Annotated in this window: 16 protein-coding genes and 1 other RNA gene; 6 read left to right on the top strand and 11 right to left on the bottom strand. The window is 65.4% G+C overall.

Annotation, left to right across the window (positions count from 1 at the left end):
- On the top strand, window positions 1-1362 hold the full coding sequence (gene mgtE / locus DYQ94_RS05560) for a magnesium transporter (protein WP_024938734.1): 1362 nt from the start codon (window positions 1-3) through the stop codon (window positions 1360-1362).
- Window positions 1363-1469: 107 nt separating this feature from the next.
- Window positions 1470-2309: a carboxylesterase family protein gene (locus tag DYQ94_RS05555; protein ID WP_160954518.1), complete on the top strand. Its 840-nt coding sequence runs from the start codon at window positions 1470-1472 to the stop codon at window positions 2307-2309.
- A gap of 37 nt (window positions 2310-2346) precedes the next feature.
- Here the strand turns inward: DYQ94_RS05555 and cydB are convergent, their stop codons facing one another.
- From cydB to DYQ94_RS05510, 9 genes are all read right to left on the bottom strand, one after another.
- Window positions 2347-3363 carry a cytochrome d ubiquinol oxidase subunit II gene (gene cydB / locus DYQ94_RS05550; protein WP_039519768.1) on the bottom strand — a complete coding sequence of 339 codons (1017 nt, stop codon included), beginning with the start codon at window positions 3361-3363 and terminating at the stop codon, window positions 2347-2349.
- A complete protein-coding gene (locus DYQ94_RS05545) occupies window positions 3363-4760 on the bottom strand; it encodes a cytochrome ubiquinol oxidase subunit I (RefSeq protein WP_024938732.1) in 1398 nt (465 codons plus the stop codon). The genes cydB and DYQ94_RS05545 overlap by 1 nt, the downstream gene beginning before the upstream one ends.
- 185 nt (window positions 4761-4945) lie before the next feature.
- Window positions 4946-5022, bottom strand: a non-coding RNA gene (locus DYQ94_RS05540) — sX9 sRNA.
- Window positions 5023-5232: 210 nt separating this feature from the next.
- On the bottom strand, window positions 5233-6402 hold the full coding sequence (locus tag DYQ94_RS05535) for a dipeptidase (RefSeq protein ID WP_241235247.1): 1170 nt from the start codon (window positions 6400-6402) through the stop codon (window positions 5233-5235).
- Window positions 6291-6722 carry a hypothetical protein gene (locus DYQ94_RS05530; RefSeq protein WP_241235250.1) on the bottom strand — a complete coding sequence of 144 codons (432 nt, stop codon included), beginning with the start codon at window positions 6720-6722 and terminating at the stop codon, window positions 6291-6293. Before DYQ94_RS05530 ends, DYQ94_RS05535 begins: the two co-directional genes overlap by 112 nt.
- Before the next feature lie 26 nt (window positions 6723-6748).
- On the bottom strand, window positions 6749-8137 hold the full coding sequence (locus DYQ94_RS05525) for an amino acid permease (protein WP_024938730.1): 1389 nt from the start codon (window positions 8135-8137) through the stop codon (window positions 6749-6751).
- A 257-nt stretch (window positions 8138-8394) separates the two neighbouring features.
- Entirely contained in the window at window positions 8395-9456 is a 1062-nt protein-coding gene (locus DYQ94_RS05520) for a pectate lyase family protein (protein WP_046343682.1), read from the bottom strand.
- Between the two features lie 823 nt (window positions 9457-10279).
- On the bottom strand, window positions 10280-11221 hold the full coding sequence (locus DYQ94_RS05515) for a proline iminopeptidase-family hydrolase (protein WP_039813374.1): 942 nt from the start codon (window positions 11219-11221) through the stop codon (window positions 10280-10282).
- 246 nt (window positions 11222-11467) lie between these two features.
- Window positions 11468-12232: a LuxR family transcriptional regulator gene (locus DYQ94_RS05510; RefSeq protein ID WP_016904441.1), complete on the bottom strand. Its 765-nt coding sequence runs from the start codon at window positions 12230-12232 to the stop codon at window positions 11468-11470.
- Between the two features lie 195 nt (window positions 12233-12427).
- Between DYQ94_RS05510 and DYQ94_RS05505 the strand changes: the two genes are divergently transcribed.
- From DYQ94_RS05505 to DYQ94_RS05490, 4 genes are all read left to right on the top strand, one after another.
- Window positions 12428-13813, top strand: coding sequence for an APC family permease (locus DYQ94_RS05505; protein WP_126965857.1), 1386 nt, complete (start codon window positions 12428-12430; stop codon window positions 13811-13813).
- 450 nt (window positions 13814-14263) lie between these two features.
- Complete coding sequence (locus DYQ94_RS05500; protein ID WP_024938725.1) at window positions 14264-15661, top strand: trypsin-like serine peptidase; 1398 nt, start codon at window positions 14264-14266, stop codon at window positions 15659-15661.
- Between the two features lie 227 nt (window positions 15662-15888).
- Complete coding sequence (locus DYQ94_RS05495) at window positions 15889-16293, top strand: hypothetical protein (RefSeq protein ID WP_054591468.1); 405 nt, start codon at window positions 15889-15891, stop codon at window positions 16291-16293.
- 248 nt (window positions 16294-16541) lie between these two features.
- Window positions 16542-17549, top strand: a complete 1008-nt coding sequence (locus tag DYQ94_RS05490; protein ID WP_126965856.1) for an MBL fold metallo-hydrolase — start codon at window positions 16542-16544, stop codon at window positions 17547-17549.
- A gap of 468 nt (window positions 17550-18017) precedes the next feature.
- Here DYQ94_RS05490 and DYQ94_RS05485 read toward each other — a convergent pair whose 3' ends face one another.
- Window positions 18018-19535, bottom strand: a complete 1518-nt coding sequence (locus tag DYQ94_RS05485; protein ID WP_126965855.1) for a tryptophan halogenase family protein — start codon at window positions 19533-19535, stop codon at window positions 18018-18020.
- Window positions 19536-19710: 175 nt separating this feature from the next.
- Window positions 19711-20748 (bottom strand): cupin-like domain-containing protein, encoded by a 1038-nt coding sequence (locus DYQ94_RS05480; protein ID WP_160954519.1) that lies wholly within the window; start codon window positions 20746-20748, stop codon window positions 19711-19713.

Below are 20748 nucleotides of genomic sequence, written 5' to 3'. Positions count from 1 at the left end.
ATGGCCGAAGCCGTCCGCCACGACAAGACCGCGCGCCAGCTGCGATTGCTGTCCGATGCGCTCGATAGCGGACGCCTGGGCCCGGTACGCCGGCTGGTCAATACGCTGGCGCCGGCGGAGATCGGCAACCTGCTGGAGTCGCTGCCGCCCGGCAAGCGCGAAGTGGTGTGGGGGCTGGTCGACCCGGAAGACGACGGCGAAGTGCTGCTGCATGTCGGCGATGAAGTGCGCGAAAGCCTGCTGGCCGACATGGACACCGACGAGATCGTCGCCGCGGTCGAAGACCTCGACATCGACGATCTGGCCAATCTGGTCGAAGACCTGCCCGACACCGTCATCGACGAAGTGCTCAAGTCGATGGACCGCGAGAACCGCGAGCGGCTCGAACAGGTGCTGTCGTACCCGGAGGACACTGCCGGCCGCCTGATGAATCCGGACGTGGTGACGGTGCGCGCCGACGTCAATGTCGATGTGGTGCTGCGCTATCTGCGCCTGCGCGGCGAGCTGCCCGACCACACCGATCACCTGTATGTGGTGAGCCGGCGCCATCAGTACCTGGGCCGGGTGTCGCTGGCCGCGCTGGTCACCCATGAGGACAGCACGCCGGTCAATCGCCTGATCGACGACGAACAACCGGCGATCGATGTCGGCGATGGCTCCGACGAGGTCGCACGGCGCTTCTCGGACCACGACTGGATCTCCGCGCCGGTGGTGGACGACAACAACATCCTGCTCGGCCGCATCACCATCGACGACGTGGTCGACATCATCCGCGAACAGGCCGAACACCAGGCCATGAGCGCGGCCGGTCTGGACGAGGACGAGGACATGTTCAGCCCGGCGCGGCGCGCCTTCCGCCGCCGCCTGATCTGGCTGGGCATCAACCTGTGTACCGCGTTCATTGCATCCAGTGTGGTCAGCCGCTTCGAAGGCACGATCGAGAAGCTGGTGGCGCTGGCGGCGTTGATGCCGATCGTCGCCGGCATGGGCGGCAACGCCGGCACCCAGGTGCTGGCCCTGATGGTGCGCGGCCTGGCGCTGGGCCAGATCGGCTCTTCCAACGTGATGACCCTGCTCAAGAAGGAGCTCACCGTCGCGCTGATCAACGGCCTGGTGCTGGGCGTGGGCCTGGGCCTGATCGTGCTGGCCTGGTTCCAGCAGCCGATGCTGTCGCTGGTGATCGGCACCGCGCTGACCTTGAACATGCTCACCGCCGCATTCGGCGGGGTGCTGGTCCCGGTGACGCTGAAACGCCTTGGCTTCGATCCGGCATTGGCCGGCGGGGTGATCCTGACCACGCTGACCGACGTGATGGGGTTCCTGAGCTTCCTCGGCCTGGCGACGCTGATCCTGCTGCCGTAGTCGCCGTGTCGGGCCATGACGATCAACGTTGCACCGAGCACACCGCAGCGACAATCAGATGAATATTCGACAGAAATCGCCGCAGCGCGACATGCCAGCACAGCTGCATGCGGCGATACTGCGGGTATGTCATCGGTCTGGGGGTGTGCGTGATCCGTCGTTGTCTTGTTCTTGCGATTCTTGCGCTGCTGCTGGCCGGCTGTTCCAGCATGGCTGAGCGCCACCACGACGGGCGCCGCGGCCATTTCGTCACCCGCACGCTGCAGCTGGAAGGACGGCTCTACCGCTATCAGGTGTTCGTGCCGACCTCCAAGGCGCCGCAACCACGCCCCATCGTGCTGTTCCTGCATGGCTCGGGCGAACGCGGCGACAACGGGCGCGATCAGGCCGAAGTGGGCGTCGGGCCTTACCTGAGCGAACACACCGCCGAGTTCCCGGCGCTGGTGGTGCTGCCGCAGGTGCCCGATGACGAGGAGTGGCTGGGCATCAATGCACGCATGGCGATCGCCGCGCTGGATGCGGCCAGCGCCGAATTCGGTGCCGACCCGCAGCGCACCTATCTCACCGGCATCTCGATGGGCGGCTATGGCGCCTGGGAAATCGGCCTGATGCAGCCGCAGCGCTTTGCCGCGATCGTGCCGATCTGCGGTGCGCTCAAGGCGCCACGCGATGAGCGTCGCACGCTCTACGTCAGCCTGGTGGCCAAGGAGGCCGACCCGTATACCGCTGCGGTCACCCAGCTCAAACACGTGCCGATCTGGATGTTCCATGGCGCCAAGGACGACTCGGTGCCACCGCATGACGACCGTGCGCTGTACCGCGCCGCCAAGGGCATCGGCGCCAACGTGCGCTACAGCGAATATCCAGACGGCAACCATAACGCCTGGGACGCGACCTACGCAGACCCGGCGATGTGGGAGTGGATGTTCAGGCAACGCCTGCGCTAAGCGGGCGGCGCACCGCGCCGATGCGGTCTGCGCCCGCTCAGTGGTGATAGCCGGTATCGGCGGTGATCTTGCCGCGGAACACGCGGTACGACCACACCGTGTAGCCCAGGATCAGCGGCAGCAGCACCACCAAACCGATCAGTGCGAACAGCTGCGACGACGGCGGCGCGGCGGCCTGCCAGATGGTGTAGACCGGCGGCACCAGATACGGCCACATGCCCAGCACCAGGCCGAGGAAACCGAGCACGAACAGGCCCATCGCCAGCAGGAACGGCGGCGTATCCGGCCGCCCCGCTTCGGTGCAACGCCAGAGCGCGAAGCCGACGATGGCGACCAGCACCGGCACCGGCATCAGCCACAGGTAGTGCGCGCCGCTGAACCAGCGGTCCATCACATGCGATTGCAGCGACGGCAACCACGCGCTGACCAGGCCGATGAAGATCAGCACGCTGATGGTCAGCGGCCGGCTCAACTGCCGCGCGAGCTGCTGCACATGACCTTCGGTCTTGAGGATCAGCCAGGTGCTGCCGAGCAGCGCGTAGCCGAACACCAGCGCCGCGCCGGTCAGCATCGCGAACGGACTGAACCAACCCCAGATGCCGCCGACATAGCGGTCGTCTTCGATCGGCAGGCCCTGCACCAGCGCGCCCAGGATCACGCCCTGCGCAAACGTGGCCAGGATCGAGCCGGCAGCGAAGGCATTGCTCCACAGCCGCCGCGAGCGATGCGCCTTGAAGCGGAACTCGAACGCCACGCCGCGGAACACCAGCGCCATCACCATCAACAGCACCGGCAGATACAGCGCCGACAGGATCACCGCATACGCCTTGGGAAACGCCGCCAGCAGCCCTGCCCCGCCCAGCACCAGCCAGGTCTCGTTGCCGTCCCAGATCGGCGCGGCGGTATTCATCATCAGATCCAGCTGCGCTTCGTCCTTGCGGAACGGCGCCAGGATGCCGATGCCGAGCACGAAGCCGTCCAGCACCACGTACATCAGCACCCCGAAGCCGATCACCGCGAACCACGCCACCGGCAATACGCTGCTCATGTCCATCATGCGGCTCCGTCGATCGGTTCGTCGGCCGCCGACAGCGGCCGCGCCGGGGTGTGTTCGCCGTGGTCCAGCTGCGGCGCGTCATGTGGGGTCGGGCCGATCTTGCCGATCTTGACCAGGTACCAGATGCCCCAGCCGAACACGAACGCATAGCCGACCACGTACACCGCCAGCGAGATTGCGGTCATCAGCGTCGATTGCGGGCCCACGGCATCGGCAGTGCGCAACAGGCCATAGACCACATACGGCTGCCGCCCCATCTCGGTGACGAACCAGCCCGACACCAGCGCGATGAAGCCGCTTGGCAACATCCAGCGCCAGGTCGCCAGCAACCAGCGCCACTGCAGCAACTTGCCGCGCCACCAGGCGAACGCCGAGACCCAGGCCACCAGCAGCATCAACGAGCCCAGCCCGACCATGATGCGGAAGGCGAAGAACACCGGCAGCACCGGCGGGCGATCGGCCGCCGGCACCGAGGTCAACGGCGCAATGCTGCCTTCCGCACTGTGGGTCAGGATCAGGCTGCCCAGGCGCGGGATCGCCACCTCGTAATCGTTGCGCTCGGCCTGCGCATTGGGCAGGGCGAACAGCACCAGCGGAAACCCCTTGCCCTGGCCTTCGTCATGCCAGTGCGCTTCCATCGCCGCGATCTTCATCGGCTGGTGCTTGAGCGTGTTCAAGCCATGCATGTCGCCGACGAAGATCTGCAGCGGCACGGTGATCGCCGCGAAAGCCACCGCCAGCTTGAGCATGCGCAGCCCGGCCTCGCGGTGCACGCCGCGATGCAGATACCACGCCCCCACCGCACCGACCACAAAGCAGGTGGTGATGAACGAGCCCAGCGCCATATGCGCAAGCCGGTACGGGAACGAGGGGTTGAAGATGATCTTCAGCCACGCCACCGGATGCACGATGCCGTTGACCACCTCATAGCCGGCCGGGGTCTGCAGCCAGCTGTTGGACGACAGGATCCAGAACGTGGAAAACAGCGTGCCCAGCGCCACCATGCAGGTCGCCAGGAAATGCAGGCGCTCGGAAATACGCCCCCAGCCGAACATCATCACGCCCAGGAAGCTGGCTTCGAGGAAGAACGCGGTCAGCACCTCGTAGCTCAACAAGGGGCCGATCACGCTGCCGGCGATCCGGCTCAGCTCCGGCCAGTTGGCCCCGAACTGGAAGGCCATCACGATGCCGCTGACCACGCCCATGCCGAACGACACCGCGAAGATCTTCTGCCAGAAGAAATACAGCTCGCGCCACACCGGCAGCCGGGTGCGCAGCCAGCGCCACTCGAGAAATGCCAGCAGGCTGGACAGCCCGATGGTGAATGCGGGAAACAGCACGTGGAATGCGATGACGAATCCGAACTGGATCCGCGATAACAGCAAGGCATCCATGGAGAATCCTCCAGGAAAAAGATGGGGCAGCATCAGCGCACAGGTTGCAGGTCGATTGCCGAACACCAGTGCCGGTCGATCGCGACCTCTGCGCTACGGGATCATGATAAGGACGGTCGTGCTCGTTCCCGATGCGACACGGCGTCGCATCTGCGGCAAATTGCCGCGCTTGTGCAGCCAGCAGCGACCCACAACCCGCCGCGGGTGGTCGTCAGGTGGGTGCGGACGGCGCGCCCGGAACCGCAGCGCAGGCGTGGCTCATGCCGATTCGTAGCACCGGCCGCGCCTGCCTGACGTTGTAGCCTTGTGGGCCCTCCCGGCGATGCTACACCCGGTGTGCAATGCAGCGCGCATTCCTTGCACGCAGACGCGTTACGCACAGCGATGCACCCGGCTATCCCAGGTACACCGGCACGCGATGGAGGGTCGCCGCGCTCCCCCACCGCACCCGCACGCAGGTCGCCGGAAAACGCTACGGCCGCACCCGCCCCCAGACCCGCAGGAAATTGCCGCTATACACATCGACGATGCGTTGCGTGGGCCAGCCGGCATCCAGCATCGCCTGCGTGAGCCTGGGCAGATCCGCGCCGCTGCGCATACCGGTCGGCAGGCTGGAAATGCCCCCATCGAAATCGCTGCCGAAACTCAGGTGCTTCCACGGATCCTCGACGATCCCCATGGCGGCGATCTGTCGGGCGAAGGCTTCGTAGTAGCCAATGACAAAGGCGAGATCGGCATCCATGTTCGGCTTGCCGTCGGCCAGATAGGCGTGTTGCAGAAAGTACGGCGCCAGGATGACGCTGATGCAGCCACCGGTCTGGACGATGGCGCGGATCGCCGCGTCGTCGAGCCCGCGGTCGAGATGACGCGACGGCCGCGTCTCGGCGCCACGGGTAACACTGCGCGAGGCGGCATGCGAGGCGAAGGCCGGCACGTTGCGACGGACGCAGATGGCGCAGGCATCGAGGACGCCCTGGCTGGAGGTGTGCGAAAGATCCACCAGCAGTCCGGCATCGATGCAGCGCTCCACGACTTTGCGGCCGAATTCCGACAGCCCCGCCCCTTCGATCCCGCGCCACGGATTGAGCGGCGCATAGCCGGCCTGGGAGATGTCGGTATGGCTGAAATGGTTGAGCGTCACATAGGCGGCGCCGGCCCTGGCAGCGATGTCCAGGCGCTCCAGCCGCAGCGCCTGGCTGCGGACTCCGCGTGGGCCGAGCATATGCGCGCCCTCCAGCGACAGGATGGCGCAGCAAAGACCTTCGGCCCGAACCGCGCGCAGCTCGGCGGCGCTGCGTGCCAGCCGCATCCGACCCTTGCTCGCGGCCACCATCTCCTCGACATAGCGCTGATGCTCCACCCAGTTGTTCCAGGGGTCGAGAAACGGCGCGCCGAAGAGGTTCTCCCACAACGCGTGGGCGCTGAAGCAGGCAGCGCCGTAGCCGCCGGCCAGAAAGTCCGGTCCGCTGACGTGGTACATCAGCGGTTGGTTGCGACCTCTTGGCGAGGTCTTGGACATCAGCCAGAGGATCAGCGAGCGTCGATGCGCTTTCCAGTCGCCCTTCCAGAAATCGAAGCCACCCAGGCGCGACAGATACAGCGAGTCCAGATGCGTATCGACCGGATAGGCCAGCGCATGCACTGCCTCCAGTGTGCGGGCGGCAGGCAAGGCAGCAGAATTCTCGGACGAAACGGCACGCATGCACGAACCCCGGCAATGACTGCTGAAACACTCACGGAATGAAGCGATGCATTTTCATCGTCGCGCGCTGGCGCGCCGATGTTTTCCAGCCAACCGATGCAACGAACAGAATCGGCCGAATGACAGTAGCCGAGCTGGATCGGCAGATCCAGCCACTCGCCTGTCTGATGGAGAAGGAAACCGCAAGACTGCTTGCGTGTTCTCGCTTCGACGGTGTGCAACAGCGCATTGCAGCCGCATTTGCGCAGCTGGACGATCACGCACTCAGCCGCGTTGACCTATACGCTCATGTCCGCGCACGCACGCGTCGCGCCACTTCGCTGACCACGGCGATGAAGACAGTCAGACCGACCATCGACAGGAACTGCGCGCGGGTGTCCGCCGAAGACGCCAGCAGCACGAAGATCACCGCCAGGATCGCCAGGGCCAGCAGGGTCAGAAACGGATAACCCCGCATGCGGAACGGCAACGCGATGCCGGCGCGGTCGGCGCGTGCGCGCAAGATCAGCTGCGACAGCAGCGAGATCGTCCACACCAGCAGGCAGGTGGCGCCGACGATGTTGAGCAGCATCGGCAACACCTTGTTGGGGTACAGCAGTTCCAGCGCGGCTGCGGCAAATCCGAACAGCACGCTGGCGATCACCGCCACCAGCGGCACCTGCTCGCCGCTGGTCCTGCCAAGCAGCCGTGGCGCTTCGCCGCGCTGGGCTAACGAGAAGATCATCCGCGAGGCGCCGTACAGATTGGCATTGAGCGCCGACAGCAAGGCCACCACGGCGACCAGGGTGATGGCGGTGGCCGCGCCGGGAATGCGCGCCACCTCCAGCACGGCGGCAAACGGCGAGCTGAGCGCCGCGCTGGTCCACGGCACCACCGCCACGATCACGCTGATCGAGCCGATGTAGAACACCAGGATGCGCCAGGCCACGGTGCGAATCGTGCGTGCTAGGCTGCGGCCCGGGTCGGCGGTTTCCGCCGCGGCCACTGCGACGATTTCGGTGCCGCCGAAGGCGAAGACCACCACCAGCAATGCCGAGCCGATGCCGGCCAGCCCCTTGGGCGCGAATCCGCCGTTCTGGATGAAGTTGGACAGCCCCGGCGACACCACGCCGGGCAACCAGCCGGCCAGCAAGGCCACACCGATCAGCAGGAACACCACGATCGCAACGACCTTGAGGATGGCGAACCAGAATTCGAACTCGCCGAAATTGCGCACGCCGAGCAGATTGATCGCCGTAAAGGTGGCCATGAACACCACCGCCAGCAACGGCACCGACAATGCCGGCCATACCGAGGCGAGCAGGCCTGCCGCGCCGACCGCTTCGGCGGCGATCACCACCACGATCTGCAGCCACCACAACCAGCCCACCGTCGCACCGGCGGTCGGCCCCATCGCGTCGGCTGCGTATACCGAAAACGCACCGCTGGCCGGCTTGGACGCGGCCATTTCGCCCAGCGCGTTCATCACGATGATCACCAGCGCTCCGGCGATCAGGTACGACACCAGCACTGCCGGCCCCGCCGCGTGGATCCCCACGCCCGAGCCCAGGAACAGCCCGGCGCCGATCGCCGTGCCCAGGCCCATCATCATCAATTGCCGCGGTTTCAGCGCGTGGCGCAAGGTAGGCGCGGCGGACGGAGCGTGCTCAGCAACGGGATCGGTTGGAAGCGGCATGGACGGGCTTGCATGGATGGGATCGCGACACGATACCGCGTCGCGGCGCCCGCCGCGCCTCTTGACGCCGGCGCCGGAGCGAGGTCGATCAACCTTGGGGGCGCTTGGCTGCATTCACCGCCAGGGATTCACTGCCACGTGCAACCACCGGTGGCCGCCGTGCCTGGCCGCGAACCGGCCAGGCGCGAACCAGCTGCACCCAAAGACAAGAATCCCCGGCCAGGCCGGGGATCCATGTGACCGCACCCTGTTGCCGCCTACTCGGCCAGGTTGGTGCCCGCACCGGCGGTGGCGATCACCTTGGCCTTGACCTGTGCGGCCGGGGTGATGCTGTAGGTGTAGCCCAGCGGTTCGGGGAACACCTTGGTGGTGATCCAGTTGGTGGCGTTGGCGTACGGCTTGCTGCCATCCGGGGTGCCCCAGGTGATGCCGCTGCCGACGTAGTTGTTGATCAGGTCCCAGTAGCCGATCTCGCTGCTGTCGCGCGAGGTCACCGGGTTCTTGATGTTCTCGAAGTAGTTGGACTCGATCTTGGCCACCCCGCCCATGCGCACGTTGATGCCCGAGGTGGTGACGTTGTTGAAGTAGTTGTTGTAGATGTGGCTCAGCCCACGCCGTTGCAACGGCACGCGCGATTCGACGTTCTCGAAGCGGTTGTGGTGATAGGTGGTGCGCGCAGCCGAATTCTTGGTGTCGCTGTCGCTGTATCCGTTGAGCGCGACCTTCTGGTAGTTGTAGACGTGGTTGTAGGACACGGTGACGTGATGGACGCCCTTCTTCATGTCGATGCCGCCATCGAAAGACGCATCGCCGGCGCCCGAGCACTTGGTCAAGGAGGCGAACACGGTGTTGTGGTCGACCCAGATCTTGGACGGCGAGCCGCTGGAATTGCCTTCCAGCGAGATCGAGTCGGCATCTTCACCGCCCTGCAGCAGGCCGATGGTCATGTTCTGGATGATGACGTTGCTGGAGTTGCCCACCACCCAAAGCCCGAAGTTGGCCGACGAGCCGTTGGCCCCCTTGATGGTGATGTTGCTCTTGTTCTTGATCTGCACGGTCTTGGCCGGCAACTTCCACTGCGCGCAGACGTCCTTGATGCTGCTGAAGTCGAACTTGCCGGTGTAGTTGAGCACCAACCCGCCGCTGCCGGAATAACTGTCGATCGCAGCCTGCATCGCCTCGAAGGTGGTCACGGTGACCGGTGTTTTGTTGCCGCCGCCGGTGGTGCCGGCACCGTACCCGACCGGGCCGGCGATGGCGCCCGCAGCGCAGGCGGACAGGGCAAGCGCAACTGCGCCCTGGAATGTCTTGATGATCATGCAGCCTCTCCCAAAGTGTGGAAAAGCGATGCGTGCTGCCTGCGCCGGAGCGACGACAACAGCAAAGCGGTGCGTGGGGGCCGCATTCTTCGCGCGATTTAACACATAAAACAATTATCCATCACTGAAACTTTGACGCACCACGGTGTTCTCCGTGCAGGACATGCAAAAGAGACAGCACGAGACACCCGGGACAGGACACCATTGTGGCGTGCACGGTGTTTTGCTCTGTATGCAGATGTGTTTTTCATGCATGCAAACGCAGGCCGATGCCGGTTTACTCACGCGCGCGTTCGACCGCAGTTGCTGGTGGCAAATGCGTTTTCTAGGCATCGAAGTGCGACACGCAATGCTGCGCGGCGGTCACTGCACACGAACGTGTGTTGTGAGCATCATTGGTGCGTAGCAGCAGCGCCATCGCAGACACATGCGGTCTGCGAGGTTTGTGTGGTTTACACCGCATTTGATGCCGCGTTGCAGAAGACGATGCGTGCTTGCGCTTTTGGCGCAATCGCGACAGTGGGCGAGCACTGGCGCGACGACCAGCCTCTCTCGACATGGTCAGGCCGCGTAGGTCCGACCACGTGGTGCGTCAGGTGGTGTTCGACCGTAGCTGGCAATCCGCATTGGATGTGTCGGCTCAACGACACGCGGTTGAGGCACAGCTGCGTGTATCGACAGGGGGACTCTTCAATCATTGCTCGCGCTGACGCATGTAATGCGCAAGCAAGGCAGCGCACGCTCAATCGCGACGCGTCGCAGCTGCGCACCGCAGCCGGGCACGCTCTGCTTCACGTGCACTCATACACCCCACCCCATCCGCTCAAACAGCGCGGCTGGCCTGCAGGGAGGCATGCACCAGCTGCTCGCCGGGCCACGGCGTCTGGTCGTCGAGGAAGTTGCCGACCAGGCGCATGCACGCCGGGCGTTCTTCCACATGTGGCATATGGCTGGAATTGGCGAACACATGCCACCGCGCGTCCGGGATCAGGCGTGCGTACGGCTCCACCGTTTCCGGTGTGGCCTCGTCGTACTTGCCCGACAGCACCAGCGTGGGGGCGTTGATGCGGTGCAGGCGCTCGATGATGCTCCAGTTGCGCAGGCTGCCGACCACGTGGAATTCGGTCGGGCCGTTCATGGCGTGATACACGGTCGGGTCGGCATCGATGGCGGCGAAGGTGCGCGCCACTTCGGCAGGCCACGGCAGCACGCGGCAGACGTGCTGGGCGTAGAACACCTGGCTTGCGGCGCGATAGGCCGGGTCGTCCAGGGTGCCGGCCGCTTCGTGCGCGTCCAGCGCCGCCTGGATGTCCTCGGGCAGGCGCGCACGCAGCCGCAGCGCCGCAGCGCGCCACAAGCCCATCGATGCCGGGGAGTTGGCGATCACCAGCGCACGCAAGCCAGCCGGCCGCCGCACCGCATGCTCGGCCGCCAGCATCCCGCCCCAGGACTGCCCGAGCAGCGCGTACTGCGACAGCCCCAACTGCGTGATCAAGGCCTGCAACTCGTCCAGAAACAGCCCCACCGTCCAGAAACCGGGGTCTGCATCGGGAAGATGGGTGGACTTGCCGTTACCGAGCTGGTCGTAATGGATCACCGCGCGGCCATTGGCCGCCAGGTCCTTGAAGCTGTCCACATAGTCGTGGGTGCAGCCGGGGCCGCCGTGCAGCACGATCAGCGGGCAGGCGTCGCTGCGCAGATCGCCGGTGATGCGGTACCAGGTCCGGTACCCACGGAATTCGACGTAACCCTCGGTGGACTGCATGACCTGCGCCTGCTAACGGCAAGAATGAGCGCCGAGCCTAGCGAGGCAACCGCCGCGCGTTAACTGGCAAAACTCCCAGGTTCGTGGCGCGTTCGAAGCTTGGGGCCGGCTGCGCGCGCGGCCGGGCGCATCATCGGTCGCCAGGACGGGCACCAACCCGTGCAGCGATTGCACCTGCCGATCGCAAACTTTCGCTGCAGGGAAATCGCCTATCGCGGCGTGCCGCCGCAGCCGAGTACGCCGGGCTTACGGCTCCAGCAATCGATAATGCATGCCGCGCACGACGGCCTCGACGCGATTGCGCGCACCCAGCTTGCGCGCTGCCGAGTTCAGATGCAGGTTCACCGTGGCGGTGGAACGGTTGAGCGCAGCGGCGATGCTCTTGGCTGTCAGCCCCTTGGCCGAATACTGCAGGCATTCGCGCTCGCGGCGGGTCAGCGCGATGTGGTGGCAGCGGCGTTCCTGCGGATCGAGCAGTTCCTGCGCGCGTGCCTGGAAGGTATGCGCCAGCAGCAGGAATGGCGACAGCTGCGCTTCGGCCAGCCGTGGCGCCTCGGCCGCGACCGCATCGACCGCAGCGCTGAATGTCGCGAACGCGCCACCCGGCAGGTGCAGGGGCACGGTGACACCGGTTCCCATACCGCTATCGCACAGATAACGCGTGACCTGCCGATGCTGGCTGCCGACGTATTCCACGCCCTCCATCTCGCCGTCGCTGCGGTAGGACCACACAAATGGCGTGGTGCGGCGCGTCGCACGCTGCTGCACCGGGTCGTGCTGGTAATAGCCGTGCTCGCACCAGATGTGCTGCATGTCGCCCGGCGCATTGCGCTGCATGAACACCGACGGGGTGATCAATGCCCCTTCCAGACTCAGCGGGACCGGCGCGTAGTCGTAGACCAGTGACTGGAAGCCCAGCCCGCAGACGTCGGAAAACACCCGGTCCAGGCAGGCATTGAGCGTGTGCAGCGCCTGCAGGTCGCGGCCCAGGCTGGCCAGAGTGTCGAACATGTGGGGTCCTTCGGTGTCGACGTACGCCGCTGGATGACATCCGGCATGGAAAACCTAGCATTTTTACCAATGGATGGGCTTGGCGGCCACATTATCGTCACAATGCCAGTCAGCTGGCTGCACTGCAGCATCGACGTGCAGACGCTCCCACGGCGCCTGCGTCGCGACTCGGCATCCCTTTCAGCGGACACCTGCATGACCGACACCCTCCGCCGCAACGATGCGGCCGCGCTGGAACGCTTTGGCTACACCCAGGAGCTCAAGCGGCAGCTGACGCTCAAGGACCTGCTGATCTACGGGCTGGTATTCATGGTGCCGACCGCGCCGTTCTCCATTTTCGGCGGCGTGTTCGACATCAGCGCCGGGATGGTGCCGCTGACCTACCTGCTCGGCTTCGTGGCGATGCTGTTCACCGCGTTGAGCTACCAGCAGATGTCGCAGGCGTTTCCGGTCGCCGGCTCGGTGTATGCGTATGTGGGACGCGGCCTGAGCAGCGGCATGGGCTTTCTGGCCGGCTGGGCGATCCTGCTGGATTATCTGCTGGTGCCCACCCTGCTCTACGTGGTCGGCGCCAACGCCATGCACAACGTATTGCCGGCGCTGCCGCAGCCGGCGTGGATCGCCTTCTTCGTGGTGCTCAACACGCTGGTCAACCTGCGCGGCATTGAAACCACCGCGCGTGCCAATCGCTTCTTCCTCTACGCGCAGCTGGTGGTGCTGGCGGTGTTCGTGGTGCTGGCCAGCCTGGCCATCCAGCGTGGCGTCAATGGTGCGCACTGGAACCTGCGTCCGTTCTACAACCCGCAGGCCTTTTCGCCGCAGCTGATCTTCAGCGCCTTGTCGGTGGCGGTGGTGTCGTTCCTGGGCTTCGATGCGATCTCCACGCTGTCCGAAGAAGCCCGTGGCGGCAATCGCGTGGTCGGGCGCGCGACCCTGCTGGCGCTGTTGCTGGTGGCGGGCTTGTTCGTGCTGCAGACCTGGCTGGCCGCGCTGCTGCAGCCCACCCTGCAACGCTATCCCGACGCGCAGGCCTCCAACGATGCGTTCTTCGAGATCGGGCGCCTGATCGCCGGGCCGTGGTTGCAGATCGTCATTGCACTCACGGTCGCGATCAGTGCGGCGATCGCCAACGCGTTGGTGGCGCAGGCCGCCACCTCGCGCCTGTTGTTCGCCATGGCGCGCGACCGCCAGCTGCCGGCCTTTCTGCGCTACATCCATCCACGCACCGGCGTGCCGCAGCGCGCCATCCTGCTGGTGGCAGGCCTGAGCATGGTGCTGGGCGAAGTCTTCGTCGGACAGATCGCGCTGCTGTCCTCGTTGTGCAATGTCGGCGCACTGACCGCCTTCATCCTGTTGCACGTGGCGGTGCTGTGGCATTTCCGCGGGCAGGTCCGCCGCGTGCTGTTGCATGTCGCCACGCCGTTGATCGGCATCGTGATCCTGGCCTATGTGCTGATCAATGCCGACCGGCATGCGCAACTCGGCGGCACAGCCTGGATGGTGGTCGGGCTTGCAGTGTTGGCGTTTTTGAAAGCCAGCGGTCGCTCGACCGACTTCCGCGCCAGCGACGCGTTGGAGTAATCCGTCGCGAGCCGATATGCAGCCTTGCTGCTGGCTGCCGGCGTGCGGCGACATGCCTGCTTGCAGGAACGTTGAGCGCACCTTGTTAAAGCCCGCCAAGGTTATGCGCGCTCGCCATCCCGCATGCAGCGTATCTACCTGCATCGCCTGACAGCTTGATCAAGGCAGCGCTGCCGGTGCGCTGCGCGACCGCAGTCGCCGCAGGTAGAGCGTCATACGTGTTGCAGATATGCGGCGTCATGCGCATGCGCCAGGCCACTGGCAGGGCGTGCACACGTCGACTCTGTGTGCAAAACACGATTATCTTTTTATCGACCGCCAATCTCTGAACGAGATTTTCAGCACATATTCAGCTTGAAACATTCGCTAGTCTCGTTCGGCGCCAACGATGGCGCCCGCTCGCTGTGGCCCCCGCTGCAGCCTGTCGTTCCCTGATGAGAAGGACTACCCATGAATCGCAAGAATGCCTTGTACCTGGCGCTGTTTTCCGCCGTTTCCGGCGCTGCACTGGCAACGCCGCCGACCGAAATGGATGCGGCGCCGGTGAGTACCGCGCCGCAGGCGGCCAAGCTCGGCGCGGCGACGTTGCAGTCGGCAAGTCTGCGTGGCGGCATCCTGCCCACGCGTGTGGTGCAACTCACTGCGCCCACCAGCACCGAGATCGGTCGCGTGCGTGAGCGTCGCATCGCACAGGTCAAACATGGGCAGCCCCTGCAGATCGGGTTTTCGCGCGCGGTGGCCAAGCCCCTGGTGAATCTGGCCACGCTCGATTGGCAGATGGCCAAAGATGGCTCACGCGTGGCGACCCTGAAGGTCGGCTCCGCGCAGGCGGCCTCGCTGCGTGCATCGCTGATCCTGCGTGGTGCCGGCGCCACGCCGGGCGATCCGTCCAAGGTGACGCTGCGCTTTGCCGGCGACGATGGCCGGGTATTCGAGCAATCCGGTGCCAGCTTCGCCGCCAGCGGCGACGCCATCGGCTGGTCGCCCACCGTCAGCGGCGAGAATCTGTTGGTGGAGCTGTCGCTGCCGGCCGGCCAGTATCCGGAGAACTTCAGCCTGAGCATCCCGCAGCTGTCGCACCTGGACATCAGCCCCACCGCCAGCGCGCGCGACATGATGACCATTGCCATCGGCGAGAGCGATTCCTGCCAGAACGATATCGTCTGCCGCGCCAATCCCACCGCCGGCTTCACCAATGCCGCAAAGGCGGTGGCGCGCATGGTGTTCACCACCAGCCAGGGCTCGTTCCTGTGCACCGGCACGCTGCTCAACAACACCAACTCGCCCAAGCGCAACCTGTTCTGGACTGCAGCGCATTGCATCAGTACGCAGACGGTCGCCAACACACTGCAGACCTACTGGTTCTACGACGCGGCCAGCTGCAATGGCAATACCGCCAGCTCGCAGGCCACCACCTTGACCGGCGGTGCATTCCTGCGCCACGCCAACACCACGCGCGATACCGCGTTGCTGGAGCTGAAGACCGCACCGCCAAGCGGCGCATTCTATGCGGCATGGAACAGCGCGGCGATCGGCGCGACCGGCACATCGATCGTCGGCATCCACCACCCGTCCGGCGACGTCAAGAAGTATTCGCTGGGCACCGTCAACGGGCTGAGCACCAGCATCGACGGCAAGAGCCCGCTGTACCGTGTGGTCTGGAACGATGGCGTCACCGAGGGCGGCTCGTCCGGCTCGGGCCTGTTCACCGTCGCCAGCGGTGGCGCCTACCAGCTGCGCGGCGGCCTGTATGGCGGCTACTCGTTCTGCACCGCGCAGACCGATCCGGATTACTACTCGCGCTTCTCGGACGTGTATTCCAGCATTTCCACCTACTTCGGCCCGTAAGCGGGTGATGCGCGTGGCAGGCGGTTAGCGCCTGCCACGTGCGACTGCGCCTGGCCTGTGCATAGTGTGGTGGATTGTTTGATGTGCTGTGTGGATCGATCTGTGCGGGTTGATGTTTTCTGCACTGACCCTTGGACCTTATCGGCCACGCGCGTCAGTCGTCATGCACTTCATCTGCAGTGCCCGGATGATGCAGACTTGGCAGCTCGTCCTTCACCTGGATCGGCATGCCCGTTCAACGCACTCCTTGTGTCATCGCCGTAGCTGCCCTCCTGGCCTTGTCGCTACAGGTCACCGCCCATGCAGCCGGCAAACCCGCCAATCGCGACGACGTCAAGGCCTACGCGCTGCAGCTGTGCCTGGACAACAACTATGAGCGTAGCGGCAAATACACCGCCGACCAGCTGCGCGATCGCTCGTATCTGCTGACGACCTATGCGCTCGACAATGCCAAGACCGGTGCCACCGACCGCCTGCATCGCTTCGTGGCCGAGCAGACGGCAGACTTCCATCGCGCCGAAGTGCCGATGAAGGACGAAGCCCGCCGCGGTCCGTTCAACAGGATCTTCGCGCAATGCATGGCGTTTTATCGTTCGCCTGCGTTGAACGCGTTCATTGCACAGGAACTCTGAAGGCAATCGATGCAAGCCCACCGTTGGAAGGCAACGGATGGATCGGCGTGGCCGATTCGGTGCGGGCCATCGGATCGAGCAGTACACGCACCGCGTGCGTCGCAGTTGCTGCTCTCCTGCATCGGGCGCGAGCATGCCAGTGCCGAGGTTTGCGTGAGCCATTCGCAAACCCGGCAGCCCCACGCTAGTCTGAGGCACTTCCACGCCCCGCCTGGCACATCCTCTTCCCCGCTTCGACAGGAGCCGTCATGTCCGCCACTTCGCCACGCCCTTCCCGTCGCCAGGTGCTGCGCATCGCGCTGGCAGCGGCCACGCTGAGCGTGACGAGCCAGCTCGGTGCCGCACTACGGCGCGCACCGAAGGAAGACCCTGCGCCGTCGGACCCGGCGTCACCGGCGCCCTTCCCGGCCAACGGCAGCGTGCTGGTGCTGCTCGGCACCAAGGGCGGCCCCACGCCATCACCGCTGCGCGCCGCGGCCGCCAATGCGCTGGTCATCGACGGGCAGCCCTACCTGATCGACTGCGGCAATGGCGTTGCACAGCAACTGGCCAAAGCCGGCATCCGCCTGCCTGCGCTGCGCGACATCTTCCTGACCCATCACCACTCCGACCACAACGCCGACCTGCTCAACGTGGTCTGGCTGGCGTGGGCCAGCGGACTGCAGACGCCGGTGCATTTGTACGGCCCGCCCGGTATCGCCAGGATGGTGGATGCCTTTGTCGAGATGAATGCCATCGACATCGATGCGCGCATCCGCGAAGAAGGCCGCCCGCCGTTCAAGCAGCTGATCCATGTGCACGAGTTCGACCAGCCCGGCACGGTGCTGCAGAACGACCAGGTCACCGTCACCGCGACGCTGGTGGATCACTACACGCTCAAGCCGGCGTTCGCCTATCGTTTTGCCGCGCGCGACCGCACGGTGGTGTTCTCCGGCGATACGCGTTACCTGCCTGCACTGGCCGAATTCGCGAGGGACACCGACATCCTGGTGCACGAGGTGATGTATCTGCCCGCGCTGGAAAAGATGCTCAAGACCAACGACAACGCACCGACCTTGCTCGACCATCTGCTCAAGAGCCATTCCACCAGCGAGGAAGTCGGCAGGATCGCTTCAGCGGCCAACGCAAGGATGCTGGTGCTCAATCACTTTGTGCCTGGCGGCGACCCCACGATCACCGATGCGATGTGGAGCGAGGGCGCGCGCAAGCACTATGCCGGGCCGATTGTGGTCGGCAAGGATCTGATGCATTTGTAGCGAAGCAGTTGGGCACTGTAGCGATGGATCCGGCTGCGCACTGTCATCAGCGCATTCGACCTGTAGCCGGCGGTGATGTCGCCAACCGCTATCAAAGCGGCACGCAATCTCCAAACACCGCGTAGAGCGGGCATGGCACAGCAGGCGACACTGCATCTGTGGTCTCGTGTGTCCAAGAGCGGCTAACACGTAGCAAGCAGTCGCCAGGTGGACGTGGACGGCGCGCTCGGAACCGGGGTGGAAGGGCGCGACGAGCGTTTCCGGTGACGCTCAATTGCGCGCGGGCGCGCTCCTACATTGGTCTGGCCCGTGCCGACTGCCCGTACCGGCCTGCCTTACCGACTGCACGGAGCAAGCCGCCCGTGCCGCGTCGCGTTGCCGAGCCGGGCCAGGACCTGCTGGCGCCGTGCCGGTTGTGGGCAGCGGCTGCGCCTGCCTGCCGGCGGCGCCCCAGCGTTGCCAGCCGCTCTACGTCACCACCGGACTGCGCAGGCCCCACACGCCCGCACCTGCCTTGCAATACGCGTCGATAAACGCCTGCTGCGACGGCATCTGCTCCACCGCGTGCCGGATCGGCTGGGCGATGCCGTCGAGCAGGCGACGCAGATCGCGATCGGACAGCGCGCGCGCCAGCGGATGATGCTGCTCGGGCACGATGCCCTGCCCCATCAGCACATGGGTCCAGGAGTCGACGCGGAACAGTTCATCGGCCGCTTGCCAGGCGTGTGCGCGTTCGCGCCAGGCGCGCAGGCGCAGCGCCAGCGATTCGGGCAACTCCATCGCGCGGCATTGCCGCCATAGCGGTTCCTCGCGCTGGGTGGCGTGGTAATGCAGGATGATGAAGTCGCGCACATGTTCCATTTCGGCGCGGCTGATGTCGTTGAACAGCTCCACCTGCGAGGGCGCAATGCCATCCGCCGGGAACAAGCTGATCAGGCGCACCACGGCGGCGATGGTGAGATGGATGCTGGTGGATTCCAGCGGCTCGATAAAGCCGCTGGCCAGGCCCAGCGACACCACGTTCTTGTTCCAGGCCTTGAGGCGGCGGCCGGTGCGGAACGGCACCAGCCAGGGGTCTTTCAGCGCAGGCGCGGCCACATCGCGTAGCAACTTGGCATGTGCCTCGTCGTCGGACAGGTGTTTGCTGGAAAAGACCAGGCCATTCCCAACGCGATGCTGCAGCGGGATATGCCAGCGCCATCCGGCTTCGTGCGCGATGGCGCGGGTGTACGGCACCGGCGGGCCAAGCGCTTCGGTCTGCACCGCAACGGCGCGATCGCACGGCAACCAATGGCTCCAGTCTTCGTAACCGGTGTGCAATGCCTGCTCGATCACCAGGCCGCGAAAACCGCTGCAATCGATGAACAGGTCGCCCTCGAGCACCTGCCCGTCTTCCAGCAGCAGGCTGGCGACATCGCCACTGTCCGGCTGCAAGGTCACCTGCTGGATCCTGCCTTCGATACGCCTGACGCCACAGGCTTCGCTGCGCGTGCGCAGGAACCTGGCATACAGCGCGGCATCCAGGTGATAGGCATAGTTGACCGCAGGCTCGCGCAGCAAGGCGAAACGGTCGACGCGCGAAGCCACGGTTTCCAGGCAGTAATCGCCAAAGCTGCCTGGCATGCTGCGGCGCTGGCTCTCCAGCCACAGATGGTGGAAGGCGCACACCAGCGTGCTTTGCCCGGTGATGCCGAACGGATGAATATAGCGCTCGCCCTGGTGGCGCCAATGCTCGAAGGAGATCGACAACTTGAAGGTGCCGGCCACCGCGCGCAGGAACTCCTGCTCGTCGATCTGCAGGAAGCGATGGAAGCGGCGGATCGGCGGCACCGTGGATTCGCCCACACCCACGGTACCGATCTGCTCGGACTCGACCAGCGTGATCTCCAGCAGCTCGCGGAATTGATGCGACAGTGCGCAGGCGGCGATCCAGCCAGCGGTGCCGCCGCCGGCGATGACGACCTTGCGAATCGGGGCCTGGCTCACTGCGCGCTCCTGGGTGATGGATCCGGGGTGAGGTCTTGATTGATCGTCTGGACAACGCGGGTGGACCGCAGGGAGCGGAACGCGCGCGTGGCACCTGCCAATGCCGCACATCGGCCCTTCCCTCCCGGCAGCTGCGCAGTTGTCCGGCCAGTGGCCTTGGAGCCGATCGCGCGCATCACCGGTTGAGCCTGCCGAGCAACAGCGCGCGCAGCTGTCGCGCCAGCGTGGGGTCGATCGGGCCCAGCGCATGCCGTGCCTGCTCGGGCAGGTGCTCGCCCGCGCGCTCGGCAGGGCCGAACACGTAGTAGTCGAACAGGGCGCGCCAGGCTTCCTTCTCCGCTGCCGGGCGGTCGCGGATGGCCCACAGCGCGTGATACAGCGCGGGCATCGGCGCCGGCAGATGCGCGGGCACGCTGCTCCACCAGTAGTTGACCAGCACGTTGAATGGCTGCAGCGATTGCACGTGATGCCACCACATGCCGGGAATGAATACTGCATCGCCCGGCTCCAGCACAACGGTGCGCGCCTGCGCCAGCGCCTGGGCGAAGCGTGGATACCGCAGCAGATCCGGATTGGCGATATCCACCATGCTCACGACCTGCCCACCCGGCGTGGGATCCAGCGGGCCGGGATACAGGTTGGCCACCTGCTCGGGCGGAAACAGCGTGAAGCGACGTTGCCCCACCGTGCAGCAGGCCAGGTTGTTGGGCGCATCGTAGTGGCAGGAAGCAGTGACGCGATTGCCGATCCAGATACTCGGCTGCACCGCGATGCCGCTGGCGGCGAAATCCAGATCATTGCCTGCGCGCAAGCCCGGGAGATTGTCGTCAATAGGCAACGACGCCAGATAATACGTGGGCGGCTGCGGGTCGTCGCGATGCGTCACGATCGCTTCCAGCAAGCTGCACAAGCTGCCGCGCTGCACCTCGAAATTCAGCGCACTGCAATCGTCGGTATAGAACGGCCGGCCGGCGATCTCCGGGCCGCCGCGGGAATACTGCAGGGGGCGTCCACTATCGTGCGCGCGCAGCAGCGCCATCGCCTCCTCGGGGCTGCGCAACCCGGCCTGCACCAGCGACCAGTCGCGTGCGACGCCACGCAGCACCACCGGCTCGGCGGCATCGCACAGCGCGGCAAGCGGCAGCGCGTCGGGGTGGCAATCGCTGCGCTCGGCGACGGCCGCGAGGGAGGAGAAGGCTGCGCCGGTCGTCAT

Source organism: Xanthomonas sp. LMG 8993 (assembly GCF_009835065.2).
Lineage (GTDB): Bacteria > Pseudomonadota > Gammaproteobacteria > Xanthomonadales > Xanthomonadaceae > Xanthomonas > Xanthomonas arboricola.
This window is presented reverse-complemented; position numbering and strand designations above follow the sequence as displayed.